Genomic DNA, 18,136 nt, shown 5'->3' on the forward strand with positions numbered 1-18,136 from the left:
CTCCAATATATATGCGTTTGATGGTGCGGGCCTGTTATACCGCTTTGCAGCCTATGGAAAGGGGCTGGGTGTCATGCCTCGTTCGGTTTGGTGTCTGTCGAGAAAAGATAGATCACCAGACCTACAGCCAATGCCGCTGCGAAGAACATGAAAATCATCACGAACGGCAGTGATTCCCATTTTGCAGGCGTATTGGCTGCATAGATACGGCCCGTCACGAATTGGGCAATGCCAACGCCGCCGATGCTGCACAGGTTGAGAAGTGTCACGCCCCGCCCGACCAGATGCCGCGGCAACAAGCTGCGCCCGTGCGACATGATGGCAGGATAAGTGGAGCCGAAAAAGCCGATGACGCACATCAGGGCGATGATCCACAGCACCGACGTCTCCGCCAGAACAATGACGCCAATAGTGGCCAGTAGCACACCAAAGCTGCCGATGAAGATCACCCATTTGCGCGTGTTAAAGATCCGGTCCAGCGGGCTGTAGGCCATCGGACCGATCACCATCGCGATGCCCATGGCAAGGCTCGCCTGTCCGATCAGGCGCGGTTCGGCGTTGAAAGCTTCGGTGAGGTAGGGACCGATCCACAACCCGCGCAGCGCGCCAACTTCGGCATAGCTGACCAGCATCAGGGGAAAGATGAACCATAGTGCGCGGATGCGCAGAACCTCGGCAAAGCTGCCCCTTTGGGCGCTGGCTTCTTTTTCGGGATCGCGCACGGCGAACCAGATGCCCGCAGCGGTGGCCGATGACAGCGCGCAAAGTCCCCAGAGTGCTGCGCGCCATCCCATCGTCTCGGCTGCGATCGTCGTGGGGTAGGAAGCAACAATATTGCCCAATGTCCCAACCCCCACCATCAGCGCGGCAAGGAAGGCAAACCGCACGGGCGGGTGATCCAGCGCAAAGATATAATAAGAAGCCATCAGTACAGGCGCACAACCAGCCCCAATCAACGACATTGCGATCGCCAGATGTACAGGCGTGGCGGCCAGCGAAAAAACTGCGGCACCGCCGCCTCCGCCCAGCAGCAAAAGCACCGCGGCAGTGCGTCTTGGACCGACCGTATCCAGTGCCCAACCGATGGGCAGCTGCATAGCAGCAAAGGTCAGGAACCACATGCCGGAGGCAAAAGCGAGATCCTGAGGTGTAGCGCCGATGTCTGTGCCCAAAAACGGGCTCAGAACAGCAAGAAAGGCGCGAAAAAACTGGCTTAGGACATAGGCGAAAGCCAGTAGAGCGATACCAGCATTCATTCTTTGGTCGCCTGCCATTTTTCCGCAAGCGCGCGCGCGCCGTTGCCGAGAATTAGTACATCTGCACCCACAGCGACAAACAGCGCGCCAGCCGCGATGGCATCATCGGTCATTCCGTCGCGGGTAGACAGGATGCCGGGGGCTTTTCCAGCGGCCCTGATCCGTTTGATCGCATCCATGATCGTCGCTTGGACGTCTGGGTGATCCGGATTGCCCATATGGCCCAAATCTGCCGCCAGATCGGCAGGGCCGATGAACACGCCATGCACGCCCTCAACCGTAAGGATATCATCCAGTGCGGCCAGACCCCGCCGGTTTTCCACCTGCACCAGCAGGCAAATCTGCGCGTCTGCTGTGGTGCCGTAATCGGTGATCGTGCTAAACTGCGCGGCGCGTCCCAGCGCGTAGCCAACGCCGCGGTCACCATGTGGCGGGAAGGTGACATCACGCACCAGTTGGCGCGCTTGATCCGCGCTTTCAACCATTGGGACCAGCACCGTTTGTGCACCAGCATCCAGAATTTGTTTGAGCATATATGTCTCGCCCACAGGGACGCGGACAACGGCATGGGAATCGGTAGCGGCAAGCACTTGCAACTGCGCAACGGTCGAGCGCAGATCGTTTGGCGCATGTTCTCCGTCGATTACCAGCCAGTCAAAACCGGCTTGGCCCATCATCTCGGCGGAAAAGGTGTCGGCCAGCCCCAACCAGCAGCCGAATTGCATTTCGCCCTCGGCGAGAGCTTTCTTGAAGGGGTTCAGTGGTGCTGGCATCGGGCTTTTCCTTTTCGGCAGTGTTGCCGCACCCTAGCGCCGGATCATCCTCAATGACCAGAGGCTGCGCGTCTTCGGTCGCATTGTTCCACACCGCCCTCAACTGGCGACGAAGGTCAGTGGGGCCAGTCACGCTTTGGCCAATGGCTCGAACGGGTTGCACCGCCCGCGCAACGCCCGCAACTCCGGGAGTGCGCAACACCCCGTCGCGGATCAGCTTATCAAACACCCCTGGCGCGATCTCGGGCGACAGGCGCAGCAAACGCGATAACATGGCAGGATCGGCCTTTGCCTGCGCGCCCACAATCAGCTGCGCCCACTTGTAGGTAGAAGTAGAGACAGCAGGCGCGGCCACAGCGGCAGATGGCATGGCGGCCATAGGGAGTGTTGCCGCAGTGCCAAATGCTCCCAGTGATGCATTGAATTGTCGTCTGTTCATAAGACCTCTCTTGCGTGCTGGCGCCGATCTACAGGACTTTGATCACGTCCTTGTCGATGGCCAGCATATAGCCGCGCCGCGCGATGTTCTTGACCAGCAGTTCGCTCACCATCTGGTTGCCCAGCGTATCGCGGAGCCGCTTGATCCGCGTTGCACCTGCCGCCTCATCGCAATCGGCGGCGGTACGGCCTGAGATCACGCCCTCGATTTCAGAGCCGGTCAAAATGTCATCATCCATCCGCGCCTCTGCCAGCACGGCCAATGTTTCCATCGCCGCTTGGGTCAGCTTAAAGCCGAGGTTGTTGAGGTAGACCTTATTCTCTTCGCGGCTGATAAGAAGAGATGAAACCTGAATCCCCGTCCGTTCGATCTGGGCCATTCGGCGATTGAAAGTGATCAGCAGCATCAGGAACACCACAGCAGCCACCAGCATCGCGGCGGCAAATATCAGCAGCACGCCGATCAACACGCGATAGTTGGTCAGCGTATCGGAAAAGGCGGTGCCCGACTGCGCAAGGATCTCCAACAGCTTGATCTCGGCAGCCGAGGTCAGGTTGTCGTTCTCGACAAATATTTGTTCGACCCGCGCGTTAAAGGCGTTGGCATCGGGCAGCGCCCACAACAACACCACAGCGCCCAGCACCAGTAAAACGGCAACTGCCGAGATACCGATTGCCACAAGGCGGCCACCGCTGCGGCGGATATCAGAAGCGGAGGAAGTTTGATCCGGCACTATCTTTCCTTTGTGCTAATCCATCGGGGCCAAAGACAGACACTACATTCAGCAGTTTCCACCCCTGCGCGCCAAGGCGCTTTGCGAGCTCGCTGCGCGCGGCGGCTTTGGTACACTGTCCGTTCACCGCGGCCACACCATAATGCAGCCGCAGCGGATTGTCCTGTTTGGCCTTGTAGTCAGCATAGCAATCTGCGGCCAAGGCGGGCCCGCCAAGGCCTACCAGCAGTACAATGCAAGCGGTGAGAAGTTTGTGTTTCATGAAGCGACGATGCGACTTTCCTGCCTGATATACAATATCCGGCCACCTGTAGCGTGATGGTTATCCGATAACAGGCGGGCGTTATTGCCTGTCTTTGCCCCATGGCCCCATTTTGGTTTCACACTGCAGCACGGACAGCGTGCCGCACTCATACCGAAAGGAACACTCTCATGCGCTTTATGTTTCCCATTCGATTGATCGGCGCAGTCACCGCTGTCGCGATAGCCTTGACCACCGTTGCAGCAGCACCGGCCCATGCCGATGACCGGCGCAATGCCCGCATCGTGGCCACGATCTTGGGCCTGGCTGTGGTCGGAGCGATTATCCACGACAAAAAGCAGGATAAAAAGGATGAGCGTAAGACCCATCGCGCTCCGGTTCAAAAGAAGAAGGTATATAAAGAGCGCCGCAAAGAGGTTGTGCGGCATCGCGGTACAGTGCAGCCCAGACCGCTGCCGCAGCGAATAAACCGCAAGCAATTGCCTCAGAACTGCCTGCGCAGCTTTGATACCCGTCAGGGCCGTGCGCACATGTTCGGCCGTCGTTGCCTTGAGCGCAATTACCGCCCCGTAAACTGGCTGCCGCAGAGCTGCGCCATGACCATTCGTACCGATCGGGGCAAACGGGCCGGGTACGACGCGCGCTGCCTGCGCCGCAACGGCTATAGCCTCGCGCACGGCTGATATCGAATTCGGCGCGCGGAGTATCACCGCTTTCGCGCCGGAGCTCATGCGAAACGTTCCTCGCATGGGAGCAGGGAAGGGAGAGATGTTCGGGCATCTCTCCCTTTTCTCTTGCGCCGAACGGCCGCATCCGGTTTCTCGGCTGCCATGGAACCTGATTATTCATTTGAGACCGCTGTCCAAGCGCGCGGATATGCGCGGATTGCTGGTGTGGACGAGGTTGGCCGGGGGCCGTTGGCGGGACCGGTAACAGCCGCGGCTGTGGTGCTTGACCCCGCGCGCATCCCCCCCGACCTGAACGACAGCAAAAAGCTGACTCATAAAAAGCGCGAGGCGCTCTACGCGCAGATCATGGAGGTCGCCGACGTATCGATCGCGCACGCGACGGTGGAGGAAATCGACGAACATAACATCCTACGGGCCAGCCACATTGCGATGGTGCGCGCGCTGGAAGGGCTCAAAACTCCGCCCGACTATTGTCTGATCGACGGAAACATGATGCCGCGCGGATTAGCCCTTCCGGCAGAAACAATCATCAAGGGAGATGCCCGTTCTGTTTCCATTTCGGCTGCCTCAATTATGGCTAAAATATGTCGAGATTATGTCATGTTGTCCTTGGCGCAACAGCACCCCGGATATGGCTGGGAGACCAACATGGGATATGGATCAAAAAGCCACATATCCGCGCTTCAGAATTTGGGCGTAACCCCACACCATAGACGTTCGTTCAAACCCGTACACAACATATTGTGGCAAGATTAATTCTTAATACTTTGATTTAATAAACAAATTGACCACGAATCACTCTGGCGTCATCTTAGTAGCTAACCAATGAGTGCAAAAATGCACCGGGCAATGAGGCAGAGCAATGACAGTAAAAAAGAAGGAAGCGCATGCGCTTCCCCTGAACATGATCCTTGACGGTGACTGTATAGAAGTGATGAACTCACTTCCCGAGGCAAGCGTTGATCTGATCTTCGCTGATCCCCCCTATAACCTTCAGTTGCGCGGCGATCTGCATCGTCCGGACAACTCCAAAGTGGATGCCGTCGACAACGACTGGGATCAGTTTGACAGCTTCGCCGCGTACGACAAATTCACCCGTGAGTGGCTGAAAGCCGCCCGTCGCCTGCTCAAGCCGAACGGCGCGATCTGGGTAATCGGTAGCTACCACAACATCTTCCGCGTTGGTGCTACTTTGCAGGATCTGGGCTTCTGGATTCTCAACGATGTGGTTTGGCGCAAGTCTAACCCGATGCCGAACTTCCGCGGCAAACGCTTTACCAACGCTCACGAGACGATGATCTGGGCCGGTAAGAGTGAAGCCAGCAAATACACCTTCAACTATGAGGCGCTCAAGGCGCTGAACGAAGGCATCCAGATGCGCAGTGATTGGGTTCTTCCCATCTGCAACGGTCATGAGCGTCTGAAGGACGAGCATGGCGACAAAGCGCACCCAACGCAAAAGCCCGAAAGCCTGTTGCACCGCGTTCTGGTGGGTTCTACCAACCCCGGTGACGTGATTCTTGATCCTTTCTTTGGTACAGGCACAACAGGGGCCGTGGCCAAGATGCTGGGTCGTGATTTCATCGGGATCGAGCGGGAAGAAGCTTACCGCAAGGTGGCGACAAAACGGATCGCATCTGTGCGGAAATTCGATAATGAGGCGCTTCAGACGTCTACGTCCAAACGTGCTGAGCCACGCGTGCCATTCGGCCAACTGGTTGAGCGTGGCATGTTGCGTCCGGGTGAAAACCTCTATTCCCTGAACAACCGTCACAAAGCCAAAGTGCGCGCCGATGGCACGCTGATTGGCGATGACATTAAAGGATCTATCCATCAGGTCGGTGCTGCCCTTGAAGGCGCGCCAAGCTGTAATGGCTGGACATACTGGTGCTATAAAAAAGAAGGTAAGCGCGTTTCAATCGACGTGCTGCGCCAGCAGATCAGAGCAGAAATGCAAGCCTGATCGACCCCACACATTCGAACACCGCCAGTGTCACTGCGCCTTCCTAATGAAGGAGCGCATTGATGACACTCACCTTGGCCCCGCCTTTATGGCGGGGCTTTTTTATTTCAGGAGACTTAAACCAAAGATCAGTGCGAGGCAGATTAAAAAGCCAATGAGGGCAGCCCTATTAAGTCTGTGTAGCCATCGATCGAAAGGAACTGCTGAGGCGGGATCAGACCCGATGGGGCGTTTGAGAACTCCCCTCAGTCCATTTAACCCAAAGCTCAACAGAAAGCTGGCGATCACGGATATCGAAAGCAAAGGAAAAGTTAGCAATTGTGCCGCGGACAAAAAGAACATCATGAGGTGCATTGTGAGAACCTAAGACGCGTCAGGCTGCGCCACAAGCCACGGCATGGAACACTTAGAGATATTATGTGGCCGCTGGTCAGTTCAGCCTTGGTCGTTTGCGGACGCCATTGCGTAGGGCCTGCTCCACGTAGCGGACCCCGAATTCTGATTTATTCACGACATACAGCACCCCCGCCGACGCCGCCTTTTCCCACATGAAAGGGGTGGGCCAGTCGGACACCATGATCACGGGGATAGAGGCGTGTTTCGGGTCAGCTGCCAGTTCCAACGCAAAGTTTGCGCCGATCCCATCCGGCAAATTGTTGTCCAGTAGAATAAGCGCGAATTCCCCCGCTTCCAAAGCCTTGCGGGCGGAATTGAGCGTGGCTGCAACCTCAACCCGCATTTTCCCTTGGGACCGACCTATGACGCGCGTCATCATCTCTTGGTCAAACTGGCTGTCTTCAATGATCAGGCAGATCCCGTTGCCGGTGTGATCAACAGCGTCGTGGTATTGCATGAGAATCCCCTATTCGCTTGAGCGCGCCCTTGGGTATCCCAGAAAAGAGTAAAGAGGGTCTTATCGGGGCAGGGGATTGTCGGCGCGGTTGTAGGGCCGCCAGTCGTTGATTTCGGGGTAGTACATCTGCCGCCAACGGCGCACGCGCGGGTTCATCACACGCCGCCACAAAGGGGGGACCATCGCCAGCATGGTCATCACGGGATATCCGTAAGGGAGTTGCGGCGCTTCGTCGGGTCCGTAGTTCTGCAAAACTGGAAATCGGCGATCGGGTTTGTAGTGGTGGTCGGAGTGGCGTTGCAGATTGATGAGGAGCCAGTTTGACGCTCTGTGCGCCGCGTTCCAGCTATGGCGCGGCTGGACATGCTCATACTTGCTGTTGCCCAGATGTTTGCGGGTCAGGCCGTAATGTTCGATGTAGTTGACCAGCTCCAGCTGCCAGATCGCAACGCTGGCCTGCACGGCGAACAGCCCCAGTCCAGACCAGCCACCCAACACAACTGCAAGCACTAGGAAGCTCGCCTGTAGCGCCCAGTAGCGCCAGAATGGGTTGGCGGGATCGGTCCATGGCAGGCCCTTGCGCTCAAGCATGGCCTTTTCCGCAAGAAAGGCGCTGAACCAGCACTGGCGCAGAACGCGGGGGTAAAACCGATGGAACCCTTCATTATAACGTGCCGTCACCGGATCACGCGGGGTAGCAACGTAGCGGTGGTGCACCAGCATATGCTCTGACCGGAAATGAGAATACAGCGTCATTGCCAGCAGGACGTCAGCCATCCAGCGCTCAAGCTTGCTTTTCTGGTGCATCAACTCGTGAGAGTAGTTTATCCCGACAGTGCCGGTCAGAACCCCGATACCGAAGAACACACCAATACGCTCTGCCGTGTTCAAATGTTCGGCCTGCGGCACATACCACAACAGGCTTGCCAGTAGCACAAACTGCACCGGTGCCCAAATGAGGGTGATCGCCTTGTACCAGTACATGTCCGACTCATTCGCAGACAGATCGGCGTTTTCGGTGTTCAGGCCCAACGCTGCATCTAGCGCTGAAAAAAGATACCACGTGGCGACCGGCACCAGTACCAGTGTCCAACCTCCGTAAAGTGCAGAAATCCATGTCAGCGGCACCAGCACCAGAGATAGCCAGAAGGGCAGCGCGCGGCTGATCTTTGCAAGCTCGTTCGGGGGGATCGGATTTGCCGTTTCGGTCATAGTCTGGACTTACCTGTTGTTCGCGCGAATCATAGCAGGGAGCCGCGCCTTTTTTTATGTGGCGTTGCGTCTTGATGCAGCAGGTCGAATGCCTTGCGCATGACCGTCGGCAGGTCCGACGGGGCAAACTTGGTTTGCTCCATAAACGTACCTTGATTTGGTTCAGTATTATGGCCAAGGTCGGCGGTCATAATGCGCAGGATAAGGTGGAAATGCGTGAATGTATGGCGCACGCTGCCTTCATGCTCTTCCCAATCGCCCGCAACGGGCGGAGCGCTATCAGGGTGGGGCAGCGTTGTGTCGACCCAATCGGATCCCGGCCAACCAAGCATGCCGCCCAGCAAGCCTTTTTTGGGCCGCGTCTCTAACAGCCACGCACCATCGGCGCGGCGGCCAAGATAGACGGTGCCATGACGGGTCGGTTTAGCCTTCTTGGGGACTTTCTTTGGTAATTCCGACATGGTGCCTGCCAACCGTGCAGCGCAGGGTTCCCGCCACGGGCAGATGCCGCAGGCGGGGGATGTTGGTGTGCAGATGGTCGCGCCCAAATCCATCACGGCTTGCGCATAATCGCCGGGCCGTTTGGCGGGGGTGAGCCCTTGGGCATATTCCATCAGAATCGGTTTTGCCTTGGGAAGCGGCGTGTGGTTGTCGTAGATCCGCGCCATTACGCGCTCGACGTTGCCGTCAAGAACCGCGTGAGGCAAATCAAACGCGATCGATGACACCGCCGCCGCCGTGTATGGCCCGATACCGGGCAGATTAAGCAAGGCGGCATGGTCGGCAGGGAAGACGCCACCATGTTCGTCCACCACGGCGCGGGCGCATTTGAGCAGATTCCGCGCACGTGCATAATATCCAAGGCCTGCCCATTCTGCCATCACGTCCGCATCGCGCGCGGCGGCCAGATCGCGCACTGTGGGCCAGCGCGCGATGAAACGTCGGAAATAATTCTTCACTGTGGCAACAGTGGTCTGTTGCAGCATGATCTCGCTCATCCAGACGGCGTAGGGATCAGGCCGCACGTCGGCCTTGCGTGCTTGCGGGCCAACCCGCCAAGGCATTTCGCGCGCATTCGCATCGTACCAACCCAGCAAGATTACAGATATGTTATCTTTGTCACGCACTGTTTATGAACCAATCCTGAATTGCGACGTGGCAGGGCCGCTACCATGCGCTATGATGCCGAATATTAGATATAGCGTGGTGTCCATCGTTCTGCCACCGCAAGCACAAGAAAGCAGTACGCGCCATGCCGCCCCGCCGCACGACCACCACAAAGGGATTCGCCCGCACAGCCAGCCTGCTTAGCGGCAAAATCCGCAAGGTGTCCGAAAGCCGGGGCTTTGCCCAATCACGCTTGCTCACCAATTGGGCCGAGGTGGTTGGAGAAGAAGCTGCTGCAATGTCCCGCCCGGTTGAGGTGTCTTACGGACGTGGCGGCATGGGCGCGACGCTGACTTTGCTGACCACGGGTGCCAATGCCCCTGTGCTGGAAATGCAAAAAGAGCAACTGCGCACACGTGTGAACGCGGTCTATGGCTACAACGCCATTGCGCGGGTGCGGGTGACGCAAACAGCTGCCACAGGTTTTTCCGAAGGACGCGTGGCGTTTGAACATGCCCCGAAAAAGGCCGCCCCGGTCCCTGATCCCGCCTTGCGGGAAAAGGCCACACAGACTGCGGCGCAGATTGGAGATAACAGTTTGCGCGATGCCCTTGCCCGCCTGGGCGAAAACATATTGAACAAGAACAACCGCTGAGTATGCATCGCAGGCTCAAAGCAATACTGATCGAAGGAATGACAACATGAACCGCAGAAACATCCTCCTTGGCACTGCCGCAGTCATCGGCCTTGGCGGCTGGTACATGACCAGCAACCGTAGCAGCACAACCGTGGCGTTCCCTGATGCGCCGCTGCCTGGTGCCGCAAATGCCCAGACCGCCAGTGGTGATGTCGATACCTCGGGTATCATGGATATGGTTTCAGGCAATCCTGAGGCGACGGTCGAGGTGATGGAATACGCCTCCTTCACTTGCCCGCATTGTGCCTCCTTCCACACCGGCCCCTACAAGCAGCTGAAGTCAGAATACATCGACACCGGCAAAATCCGTTTTGTGTACCGCGAAGTCTACTTTGACCGCTTCGGTCTTTGGGCATCTCTTGTCGCGCGCTGTGGTGGTCCCGAGAAGTTCTTTGGCATTGCAGAGTTGATCTATGCTGGCCAGTCCCAGTGGACCCGCGCGGGAGAGCCTGCGGCGATTGTGGAAGAACTGCGCAAGATCGGTCGTTTGGCCGGACTGGACAACGACGCGCTTGAGGCGTGTTTGCAGGACGGTGAACAGGCGCAAGCGCTGGTTGCTTGGTACCAAGAAAACGCCGAAGCGGACGATATCGACAGCACGCCCAGCTTTGTCATCAACGGTAAAAAGTATGCCAACATGGCGTATGCCGAGATGAAGGAAATAATCGACAAAGCGTTGGCCGGCTGATGGCGGCGCCGCTTGCTGGGCTCAAGGTTATTGAGCTGGCCCGTGTTCTTGCTGGTCCATGGGCCGGTCAAACGCTTGCTGATCTTGGCGCTGACGTGATCAAGGTGGAAAGCCCCGATGGCGATGATACGCGCCAATGGGGGCCACCGTTCATCGAGCGTGGCGAGGACCGCTCTGCCTCTTACTTCCACTCGGCCAATCGGGGCAAAGCCTCCGTGGTGGTGGATCTGCGCACACCCGAGGGTCAGGCCAAGATGCTGGACCTGCTGGAAGATGCAGACATCATAATCGAAAACTTCAAAACGGGTGGTCTGGCCAAATACGGCATGGACTATGCCAGCCTGAAAGAGCGGTTTCCGCGACTGATCTATTGTTCGATCACCGGCTTCGGGCAGACGGGCCCCTACGCCCACCGTGCCGGATATGATTTCATCATTCAGGGTATTTCCGGCCTGATGTCCGTCACCGGAGAGCCGGACCGCCAGCCACAAAAGCATGGTATGGCGATCACTGATATCTTCACGGGCATCTATTCGACCACAGCTATTCTTGCAGCGGTCTATCAGCGGAACACTACCGGCGTTGGACAACATATCGACATGGCGCTTCTGGACTGCGCTGTGGCGATTACCGGTAATCAGGGCATGAACTATCTCACCTCTGGCAAGGCGCCCACTCGTATGGGTAACGCACATCCGAACCTGACGCCTTATGAAGTGTTCGAGACATCGGACGGCCATTTGATTATCGCCACAGGCAATGACGGACAGTACCAGCGTTTGTGTCACCTACTGGGACTCGACGACATGGCGACCGATCCCGATTACCTCAAAAACGCAGACCGCGTGGCAAACCGCCTGGCGATGAATGCACGTCTGGAAGGGACGACGCGCCTGCGTACCCGCGATGATCTGCTGGCCGCTTGCGAGGCCAACAACGTGCCCGCAGGCCCAATCAACTCTATGGAAGACATGTTCAACGACCCACAGGTCAAAGCGCGTGGCATGCAGATCGAGATTGACGGTGTGCCGGGTATCAACTCTCCGTTCAAGTTCTCTGGCGCAGAGCTGTCCCTGCATCGTCCTTCGCCCAAACTGGGCGAGGACGATTGAACCCTAGGCCGCGCTGTCAGTGATCGTTTTCAGCGCGTCCCACAGGGCGTTCTCGGGTGGCATTTTCAGGCGAACCGGCAGGGTAATGACCTTGGTACGAAACGCTGGCGGCAGACGAACGGCGTCTTTTTCAGTCGTGACCAGCTGCGCACCTTTGGCAAAAGCGTCCGCCTCCAGCCGTGTCAAAAGGGCGCCTGTCAGCGGTTGGTGATCTTCCAACGGTTCTGCATGGATCAAGGTTGCGCCAAGGCCGCGCAACGTGTTGAAGAATTTCTCCGGATGACCAATCCCCGCAAATGCCAGTAGCGGCGTATCTGTCCAGTCCATGCCAGTTTGCAGCGGCTCCAGCGCTGCGCGTACATGGGCAAGACCACTGGGCAGAATGGATGTGTCAAACGCCTGTTGGGCGGCCTCATCCCCGATCGAGAGCAGCAGATCAGCGCGCGCCAGCCCTGTGTCAACGGGTTCGCGCAGGGGGCCAGCGGGTAGGCACAAGCCGTTGCCGAACCCCTTCTGCGCGTCCACGACAACGATGCTGAGATCATAGGTCAGCGCAGGGTTTTGAAACCCGTCATCCAGCACAATCACCTTTGCGCCCGCCTCCTGTGCGGCGGCGGCTCCTGCGGCGCGGTCGCGGGCCACCCAGACTTCGGCGAAAGCGGCCAGTAGCAGCGGTTCATCGCCAACCTGATTGGCCGTGTGGCGGGACGGGTCAACGCGTACGGGCCCTTCAAGAGTGCCGCCATAGCCGCGCGACACGATATGCGGCTCAAGATACAGGTCGCGCAGACGTTCGACCACGGCGATGACGGTGGGGGTTTTGCCGGTGCCGCCCGCGTTGATGTTTCCCACGCAGATCACCGGAACGTTCATCTTTGTGCGCGTGCCTTGCGCAAGCCTGCGCGCCGTGGCGTTTGCATATAGCACGCCGAAAGGTTGCAACAGGCGTGCGCGGAGTCCGGGGCGGGGTTTGTGCCAGAAATCGGGTGCGCGCATTAGTTCAACACCTGCTCGGCATCCAGCGTGTCTTGTATCAGATCAGTGATACGGTCCATCAGGACGGCGCCTTCGCTAATTACGTCCCAGCCGGCATGCGCCATCATCGCAGCCTGATCCGGTGCGATCAGACGCGTCACGGCCATCCCCAGCGCAGCGCTGTCATTGATGATCCGCGCAGCCCCAGCAGTCGCAAGCCGCGAATAGCTTTGAAGATGTCGCCCAACACGTGGCCCGTATAAGATGGCAGAACCCAGAGCGGCGGCCTCAAGCGGATCGACGCCGTCTTGTCCTGCCACCAGTGACCCACCGAGAAAGGACAGAGGGGCAACGCGGTAAAACAATCCGACATCGCGCGGGTCCTCTGAGATGAGCACCTGCGTTGTTTCGTCGGGGTAGTTGCCGTCATCCCAACTAAGAACGCGAAAATCTTGCTGGCGGGTCTGCTCGAAAGCATCCTGCGACGTCAGGCTGCCTGATGGGCGCAGTACTAATAACAAGCGGTGCGAAAGGCGCAGAGCCTGACGATGAGCCGCAAGAACAGTATGCAGCTCTTCTGGCTGGACCCCGTTGGCAAACCAGATCGCGCGGCCGACACAGGCGGTGGAAAGATCGGCAAGGTCCGTCTCATTACAGGGGAGGGCTTGCCCGCCTGCTTGCAATGGCGAGGTGATTTCTACGTCATCTTTGTCTAGACCCAACTGCATCAGTCGCCGTGCGGCGGCAGGAGTACGGGCCATGACCGTGGTGAACAGGGGCAGCAGGTTGCGCGCCACATCCGGCAGCCACCGTTCCCGTCTACCGTCAAAGCCAACGGTATCGGCGTTGATCAGAAACAGAGGGCAGTGCCGTTCCGCTGCGGCCAGTATCAAATTCGGTCGCAAACCACCCCATGTCCAGACGCAGCAATCCGGCGCCCAATGCTCAAGAAAGGCAGTCACGCTGGCAGGATGTTCGTCGCATATCTCTGTCAGGTAGACCCCTTTTGGACGTGGTCCGCTTTCGGGGCCACTCTCACGCGGGATCGCGGTGAGGGAGATCAGTACACTCAGGCCAGGGCGACTGGCAATTTGACGCTGGGCTAGATCCTGAACCGCAATAAAAGCGGCCGTCTCTGCGCAGTGAAGCCACTGCAATTCGCCCGCTGGGCGCGCGATCTGAAAGGTAGGTAACCGGGCCTCGCCACGCCGCGCAAGTGCGCGGTATGCAGACAGACCCAGCGAACCAGCCATGTCCGGCTTAGCCCAGTTCTTCGGTAGACGAAGCTGGGGTGGCTTCATCGCGCAGACGGTGCAGGTGCGCGATGAAATATCGCATATGTGCGTTGTCTACAGTGCGCTGTGCCTCGTTTTTCCACGCGTCATAGGCGGCAGCGTAGTTCGGGAAGATGCCGACGATATGCAGGTCGTCGACGTTCTTGAATACGTTTTTGCTGGGGGTCACCAGTTCTCCGCCGAATACAAGATGAAGGCGTTGGGTCATGGCAGTGTTCCTCTCAGAGTGTTTAGCTGTGTTTGCACGGTAGAGCGGCCTGCCGTCAAGCGGGCAGGCGTTAGGCCAACGCCTCTAGCAGGGCTGCATGGATCAGCGAGCCGCCTGCAACAACGCCGTCAAGGCGTGGATCAGCACCGTTAAACCGTAGAGGAGCGCCGCGCTGGTCTGTGATGGTGCCGCCAGCTTCGGACACAATAAGCGCACCGGCGGCGATGTCCCATTCCCAGCTTGGGCGCAGCGTCAGCATCGCATCAAAGCGCGCCTGTGCGACCAGCCCAAGGCGGTAGGCAAGCGAGGGGCGGTAGGCTGGTTTGAACGGAGGGCAGGCGCCACTGAACCATGCGGTTCCGTGCAGCGCAGGCTTGGCAGCGAGGATGGTTGCCTCTTCAAACACGCCGATGGCGGAGGCGTTAATGGGCTGCCCGTTCAACTGCGCACCCGCGCCGCGCGCCGCTGAATAGAGCAAGCCGCGCAAGGGCAAGTAGATAACCGCGGCCGTAACCTCCCCCTGTTCAGCCACTGCGATAGCATGCGCCCACGTGTCAGCCCCTTCAGTAAAGCTGCGCGTGCCGTCGATCGGATCAACGATAAACACGCGATCATGGCCAAGCCGTTTCGTCCCGTCCTCGGTTTCTTCCGACAGCCAGCCATAATCGGGTCGAGCCAGCAGCAGGACGTTTTCCAACAGGTTGTTTACCGCAAGATCAGCTTCTGTCACAGGACCGGCACCGCCGGGTTTGTCCCAACGCTGCGCCGATTTTCCGACAAAGCTGGTAGCAACGCGACCCGCCATGCGCACGGCGTCAATCAGAAGGGGAAGGTCAGATGCCGGCAACGGTCATCCCCGGCACAAGCAAAGATGGCACAACGCGGCTGAGATGCGCGCGTGCGTCATTTGCGGGCACCAGCGCCTGCAGCATGTCACGCAGGTTGCCTGCGATCGTACATTCGTTGACTGCGTAGGTAATCTCTCCGTTTTCGATCCATAGCCCCGCCGCCCCACGAGAGTAATCGCCGGTGTTCGGGTTAATGGTCGAGCCGATCATTGAGGTAACCAGCAAACCAGTGCCCATATCGCGGATCAAATCGTCGCGTGTTGCGGTCCCTTGCGTTAGGGCCATATTCCAAGCGCTTGGTGAGGGGCTGGAACCGGTGCCGCGTGCAGCGTTCCCGGTCGAGGGCATCCCAAGCTGTCTGCCCGTAGCCAGATCAAGGGTCCAACCCTGCAAAACACCGTCGTCCACCACGGCCCGCTTCGACGTGGGCAGGAATTCGGCATCAAACGGGCGGCTGCCGCCGGTGCGCGGGCGGTGCGGGTCCTCAATCAGTGAAATACCCTTCGGCAGCACTGTATTTCCCATTGAATCGCGCAAGAAAGAAGCACCCCGCGCAATCGCACTGCCGTTGATCGCACCCAGTAGGTGACCGATCAGCGTACTTGCGATGCGTTCATCAAACAGAACCGGATAGGCGCCAGTGGGCGGTTTGCGCGCATCAATCCGGAGCAAAGCCCGCTCTGCCGCGCTGCGCCCGATCTCGGCCGCGCCGCGCAGGTCGCTTTGAAAGATGCGGCTGTCGCCGTCATAATCGCGCTCCATCCCCGTACCGGTGCCTGCAATCGCGACACAGCTCAGGCCCCTGTCCGTGCGTTGGTAACCGCCAGAAAACCCGTTCGAGCCGGCAAGATGGACCTCGCGCACGCCGTACGCCGCGCTGGCGGATTGCACCTGAGTGATCCCTTCGACTTCCAGTGCCACGGCTTCAGCCAGTTTGGCATCTTCTTGCAGTGCTGCGGGCTCTGGCTCGGGCGCAGGATCGTGCAACTCAAGCGCGCCCACATCCCAATCAGTGACCAGCTGTTCTGGTGAGGCAAGGCCAGCATAGGGGTTTTCGGGTGCTTCGCGCGCCATCGCGACAGCGCGCTCGGCCATCTCGGACAGGGTGCGCGATGTTGTGTCAGAGGAAGAGACGATGGCACTGCGCTGCCCGACAAACACGCGCAGACCGATATCTGTGCCTTCTTCGCGTTGCGCTTCTTCAAGCGCGCCGGCGCGCACATCCACCGATACCGAGGTGCCGCGCACGGCCATTGCATCAGCGTTTTCTGCACCTGCGGCTTTTGCCGCATCCAGCATCTGCGCGGTCAGCGCATCAAGGGCTTGGGTCATCGTCGTCTCCTGATCAAGGCCTAGAGGTAGCTGCGGCAGTCCCCCCCCGCAAGGGCACGGGAAAAAAGAAAAAGCGGCCCACCGGGGGCCGCCTTATACTTTGGGTAACTGGACTGCGCCTATTTGATCCGCTGACCATTGGCGAGAATCTGGCCAGCGTCGTTGAATTCAATGTTGGATTTAAGCGTATCCGGTGCGTCACCGGGAACCGCAAATACCCCCATCATCATTCGCGCGCCCATGACTTGTTCGGCAGGCAACATGCCCATGGCCACCAGTTTGTCTAACAGGCCATTCGCGCCTGACAGGTTGATGTTGATATCGCCCACAGGCTTGGGAAAGCCCGGCAAAGTTGTTGTGTCGCTGTTGTCAAAGGTGACGTCACCGGTCGCGTCAAGCTTGGCACCCACGGCATCAACGGTCAGTCTATCAATCCGAAGTGCGTGCAGCTCTGCCGGTACGGTGTCGCCAGCGGCGACCTTCTCCATCCCTTGAGGATCAAGTGAATCTACAAGAACCTTCGCTTTGCCGCTCATGTCCAGCGCGATTGTCGCGGGATCGCGGGGCAACTGCCCTGACGGATCAAACAGCGCCCAGATGATATCGGACATGGTGAACTGCGTGGCGTTGAACGCCAGTTTAAAGTCTTGTGGATCATCCGACTTAAGGATCGGCGCGACCATGCTGAAGCCTGATTTATCCATCTCGGCAAACAGCGGGAAGGGCAAACCTGCAATCTCGGCGCCTATCCGCACTTGCTCTGCGGCTACATCGTACCGGATCCCATCGGCGCCCATCGCCACCCCAAGGGTGGAAGCTGCCGAACCGGTCTTGATCCGTGTAGGGCCATCTTTTGAGACAATCTCAACCTTCGTTTCGGTGCCACTGGTGGCGAAGGTACCGTCAAAGGCAAAGCCCGCCGCGAGCAGCGGTGTCAGTTCCTGGGTCTGGGAAATCTGGCCTACAGGCACAGCGCTGGTGCCTGCAAAGATAAGGCTTTCTACCGTAGATGCGATTTTGATGGATTCGACATCGGTAGGGTTCTTGAAGAAGGCATCATAGGCGATGTTGCCTATGTCCATGCTCTGATCATAGCTGCGGGTTTCCCCGACACTCACGGTCGTCTTTGATTTCAGGTCGTTGCCAGTCATGGACAGCCGGGCGTTGTCCTGACCCATAGTGGTTCCGTCCACCAACAGAGAGGTCAGCGCCAATCCAAAGCTTGGCGCAGCATAGTCATAGACCATTGCATACGCATCGCCGCTCACGGTCATCTTCTGGCCGCTTTGCGTGTAGGACAGCTCAATCCGCGCAGGCTTTTCTGTACTTTTAGGGGTGACGTCGATCACGATAGGTATCGTCGCGGGCATCACAACCTCAACGCTCCCGTCGCTTGCCTCAACGAATTGGATTGCGCCGAGGCTCATGGTCATCTTGTCTACGTCCGGCCCACCATTGATCTGCACGGCAATGTCACTGACCGACAGTGTGCCGCCGTTCCCGGTCTCGGTCGCTGTGACGGTGTATCCCATGCCTTCAAGATATCCGCGCCAGTCGCCCCAGACCTCTGCGGCAGATAGATCGGCGAATGCCGCATTTGCCATGAGCGATAGACTGATCGTGGTGGAGGCCAAAAGAGAGCGTTCAAGTGACATGTCTGTAACTCCTAAAGGTCAAATATTTGCGCAAAGGTC

At 58.4% G+C, this 18,136-nt stretch carries 20 protein-coding genes; 6 read left to right on the forward strand and 14 right to left on the reverse strand.

What is annotated here, in order from left to right; genetic code table 11:
* Positions 1–71: 71 nt before the first annotated feature.
* From V7730_RS02075 to V7730_RS02095, 5 genes are read right to left on the reverse strand one after another with little or no spacing between them, the layout of a single operon-like run.
* The gene (locus tag V7730_RS02075) at positions 72–1,256 is read right to left on the reverse strand and encodes an MFS transporter (protein ID WP_335745921.1); all 1,185 of its coding nucleotides are present in this window, start codon (positions 1,254–1,256) and stop codon (positions 72–74) included.
* A complete protein-coding gene (locus V7730_RS02080) occupies positions 1,253–2,029 on the reverse strand; it encodes an HpcH/HpaI aldolase/citrate lyase family protein (RefSeq protein WP_335745922.1) in 777 nt (258 codons plus the stop codon). Before V7730_RS02080 ends, V7730_RS02075 begins: the two co-directional genes overlap by 4 nt.
* Positions 1,911–2,468, reverse strand: coding sequence for a hypothetical protein (locus tag V7730_RS02085; protein ID WP_335745923.1), 558 nt, complete (start codon positions 2,466–2,468; stop codon positions 1,911–1,913). The genes V7730_RS02080 and V7730_RS02085 overlap by 119 nt, the downstream gene beginning before the upstream one ends.
* A gap of 28 nt (positions 2,469–2,496) precedes the next feature.
* Complete coding sequence (locus V7730_RS02090) at positions 2,497–3,201, reverse strand: winged helix-turn-helix domain-containing protein (protein WP_335745924.1); 705 nt, start codon at positions 3,199–3,201, stop codon at positions 2,497–2,499.
* Positions 3,173–3,463 (reverse strand): hypothetical protein, encoded by a 291-nt coding sequence (locus V7730_RS02095; protein ID WP_335745925.1) that lies wholly within the window; start codon positions 3,461–3,463, stop codon positions 3,173–3,175. Before V7730_RS02095 ends, V7730_RS02090 begins: the two co-directional genes overlap by 29 nt.
* Before the next feature lie 170 nt (positions 3,464–3,633).
* On the opposite strand from V7730_RS02095, the gene V7730_RS02100 reads away from it, so the two are divergent.
* The 3 genes from V7730_RS02100 to V7730_RS02110 all read left to right on the forward strand — a co-directional run bounded on the left by V7730_RS02100 (position 3,634) and on the right by V7730_RS02110 (position 6,115).
* Positions 3,634–4,146 (forward strand): hypothetical protein, encoded by a 513-nt coding sequence (locus V7730_RS02100; protein WP_335745926.1) that lies wholly within the window; start codon positions 3,634–3,636, stop codon positions 4,144–4,146.
* Positions 4,147–4,293: 147 nt separating this feature from the next.
* Entirely contained in the window at positions 4,294–4,908 is a 615-nt protein-coding gene (locus V7730_RS02105) for a ribonuclease HII (RefSeq protein WP_335745927.1), read from the forward strand.
* Between the two features lie 106 nt (positions 4,909–5,014).
* Positions 5,015–6,115, forward strand: a complete 1,101-nt coding sequence (locus V7730_RS02110) for a site-specific DNA-methyltransferase (RefSeq protein ID WP_335745928.1) — start codon at positions 5,015–5,017, stop codon at positions 6,113–6,115.
* Between the two features lie 430 nt (positions 6,116–6,545).
* Here V7730_RS02110 and V7730_RS02115 read toward each other — a convergent pair whose 3' ends face one another.
* Genes V7730_RS02115 through V7730_RS02125 form a run of 3 tightly spaced genes read right to left on the reverse strand, consistent with a single transcriptional unit; the run spans position 6,546 to position 9,244 of the window.
* Positions 6,546–6,968: a response regulator gene (locus V7730_RS02115; protein WP_335745929.1), complete on the reverse strand. Its 423-nt coding sequence runs from the start codon at positions 6,966–6,968 to the stop codon at positions 6,546–6,548.
* Between the two features lie 60 nt (positions 6,969–7,028).
* A complete protein-coding gene (locus V7730_RS02120; RefSeq protein WP_335745930.1) occupies positions 7,029–8,180 on the reverse strand; it encodes an alkane 1-monooxygenase in 1,152 nt (383 codons plus the stop codon).
* Between the two features lie 29 nt (positions 8,181–8,209).
* The gene (locus tag V7730_RS02125) at positions 8,210–9,244 is read right to left on the reverse strand and encodes an A/G-specific adenine glycosylase (protein ID WP_443070178.1); all 1,035 of its coding nucleotides are present in this window, start codon (positions 9,242–9,244) and stop codon (positions 8,210–8,212) included.
* Between the two features lie 188 nt (positions 9,245–9,432).
* Here V7730_RS02125 and V7730_RS02130 point away from each other — a divergent pair, with 188 nt between their 5' ends.
* Genes V7730_RS02130 through V7730_RS02140 form a run of 3 tightly spaced genes read left to right on the forward strand, consistent with a single transcriptional unit; the run spans position 9,433 to position 11,784 of the window.
* Positions 9,433–9,942 carry a DUF721 domain-containing protein gene (locus tag V7730_RS02130; RefSeq protein WP_335745932.1) on the forward strand — a complete coding sequence of 170 codons (510 nt, stop codon included), beginning with the start codon at positions 9,433–9,435 and terminating at the stop codon, positions 9,940–9,942.
* A 46-nt stretch (positions 9,943–9,988) separates the two neighbouring features.
* Positions 9,989–10,672, forward strand: a complete 684-nt coding sequence (locus V7730_RS02135) for a DsbA family protein (RefSeq protein ID WP_335745933.1) — start codon at positions 9,989–9,991, stop codon at positions 10,670–10,672.
* On the forward strand, positions 10,672–11,784 hold the full coding sequence (locus tag V7730_RS02140; RefSeq protein WP_335745934.1) for a CaiB/BaiF CoA transferase family protein: 1,113 nt from the start codon (positions 10,672–10,674) through the stop codon (positions 11,782–11,784). The genes V7730_RS02135 and V7730_RS02140 overlap by 1 nt, the downstream gene beginning before the upstream one ends.
* Before the next feature lie 3 nt (positions 11,785–11,787).
* Here V7730_RS02140 and lpxK read toward each other — a convergent pair whose 3' ends face one another.
* From lpxK to V7730_RS02170, 6 genes are all read right to left on the reverse strand, one after another.
* Positions 11,788–12,780 (reverse strand): tetraacyldisaccharide 4'-kinase, encoded by a 993-nt coding sequence (gene lpxK / locus V7730_RS02145; RefSeq protein WP_335745935.1) that lies wholly within the window; start codon positions 12,778–12,780, stop codon positions 11,788–11,790.
* Complete coding sequence (locus tag V7730_RS02150) at positions 12,780–14,012, reverse strand: 3-deoxy-D-manno-octulosonic acid transferase (RefSeq protein ID WP_335745936.1); 1,233 nt, start codon at positions 14,010–14,012, stop codon at positions 12,780–12,782. The genes lpxK and V7730_RS02150 overlap by 1 nt, the downstream gene beginning before the upstream one ends.
* Before the next feature lie 7 nt (positions 14,013–14,019).
* Complete coding sequence (locus tag V7730_RS02155; protein WP_335745937.1) at positions 14,020–14,262, reverse strand: DUF4170 domain-containing protein; 243 nt, start codon at positions 14,260–14,262, stop codon at positions 14,020–14,022.
* Between the two features lie 70 nt (positions 14,263–14,332).
* Positions 14,333–15,109 (reverse strand): 3'(2'),5'-bisphosphate nucleotidase CysQ, encoded by a 777-nt coding sequence (locus V7730_RS02160; RefSeq protein WP_335745938.1) that lies wholly within the window; start codon positions 15,107–15,109, stop codon positions 14,333–14,335.
* Complete coding sequence (locus V7730_RS02165) at positions 15,096–16,442, reverse strand: TldD/PmbA family protein (RefSeq protein ID WP_335745939.1); 1,347 nt, start codon at positions 16,440–16,442, stop codon at positions 15,096–15,098. The genes V7730_RS02160 and V7730_RS02165 overlap by 14 nt, the downstream gene beginning before the upstream one ends.
* Before the next feature lie 119 nt (positions 16,443–16,561).
* Positions 16,562–18,097 carry a DUF2125 domain-containing protein gene (locus V7730_RS02170; protein WP_335745940.1) on the reverse strand — a complete coding sequence of 512 codons (1,536 nt, stop codon included), beginning with the start codon at positions 18,095–18,097 and terminating at the stop codon, positions 16,562–16,564.
* Positions 18,098–18,136 lie beyond the last annotated feature (39 nt).

The organism is Sulfitobacter sp. (genome assembly GCF_036961165.1).
GTDB lineage: Bacteria > Pseudomonadota > Alphaproteobacteria > Rhodobacterales > Rhodobacteraceae > Sulfitobacter.

Excerpts from the sequence above, each read along its gene's own strand:
- V7730_RS02075 (WP_335745921.1), bottom strand. The coding sequence starts at position 1,256 with ATGAATGCTGGTATCGCTCTACTGGCTTTCGCCTATGTCCTAAGCCAG.
- V7730_RS02080 (WP_335745922.1), bottom strand. The coding sequence starts at position 2,029 with ATGCCAGCACCACTGAACCCCTTCAAGAAAGCTCTCGCCGAGGGCGAA.
- V7730_RS02085 (WP_335745923.1), bottom strand. The coding sequence starts at position 2,468 with ATGAACAGACGACAATTCAATGCATCACTGGGAGCATTTGGCACTGCG.
- V7730_RS02095 (WP_335745925.1), bottom strand. The coding sequence starts at position 3,463 with ATGAAACACAAACTTCTCACCGCTTGCATTGTACTGCTGGTAGGCCTT.
- V7730_RS02100 (WP_335745926.1), top strand. The coding sequence starts at position 3,634 with ATGCGCTTTATGTTTCCCATTCGATTGATCGGCGCAGTCACCGCTGTC.
- V7730_RS02105 (WP_335745927.1), top strand. The coding sequence starts at position 4,294 with ATGGAACCTGATTATTCATTTGAGACCGCTGTCCAAGCGCGCGGATAT.
- V7730_RS02110 (WP_335745928.1), top strand. The coding sequence starts at position 5,015 with ATGACAGTAAAAAAGAAGGAAGCGCATGCGCTTCCCCTGAACATGATC.
- V7730_RS02115 (WP_335745929.1), bottom strand. The coding sequence starts at position 6,968 with ATGCAATACCACGACGCTGTTGATCACACCGGCAACGGGATCTGCCTG.
- V7730_RS02120 (WP_335745930.1), bottom strand. The coding sequence starts at position 8,180 with ATGACCGAAACGGCAAATCCGATCCCCCCGAACGAGCTTGCAAAGATC.
- V7730_RS02125 (WP_443070178.1), bottom strand. The coding sequence starts at position 9,244 with ATGCCTTGGCGGGTTGGCCCGCAAGCACGCAAGGCCGACGTGCGGCCT.
- V7730_RS02130 (WP_335745932.1), top strand. The coding sequence starts at position 9,433 with ATGCCGCCCCGCCGCACGACCACCACAAAGGGATTCGCCCGCACAGCC.
- V7730_RS02135 (WP_335745933.1), top strand. The coding sequence starts at position 9,989 with ATGAACCGCAGAAACATCCTCCTTGGCACTGCCGCAGTCATCGGCCTT.
- V7730_RS02140 (WP_335745934.1), top strand. The coding sequence starts at position 10,672 with ATGGCGGCGCCGCTTGCTGGGCTCAAGGTTATTGAGCTGGCCCGTGTT.
- lpxK (WP_335745935.1), bottom strand. The coding sequence starts at position 12,780 with ATGCGCGCACCCGATTTCTGGCACAAACCCCGCCCCGGACTCCGCGCA.
- V7730_RS02150 (WP_335745936.1), bottom strand. The coding sequence starts at position 14,012 with ATGGCTGGTTCGCTGGGTCTGTCTGCATACCGCGCACTTGCGCGGCGT.
- V7730_RS02155 (WP_335745937.1), bottom strand. The coding sequence starts at position 14,262 with ATGACCCAACGCCTTCATCTTGTATTCGGCGGAGAACTGGTGACCCCC.
- V7730_RS02165 (WP_335745939.1), bottom strand. The coding sequence starts at position 16,442 with ATGACCCAAGCCCTTGATGCGCTGACCGCGCAGATGCTGGATGCGGCA.
- V7730_RS02170 (WP_335745940.1), bottom strand. The coding sequence starts at position 18,097 with ATGTCACTTGAACGCTCTCTTTTGGCCTCCACCACGATCAGTCTATCG.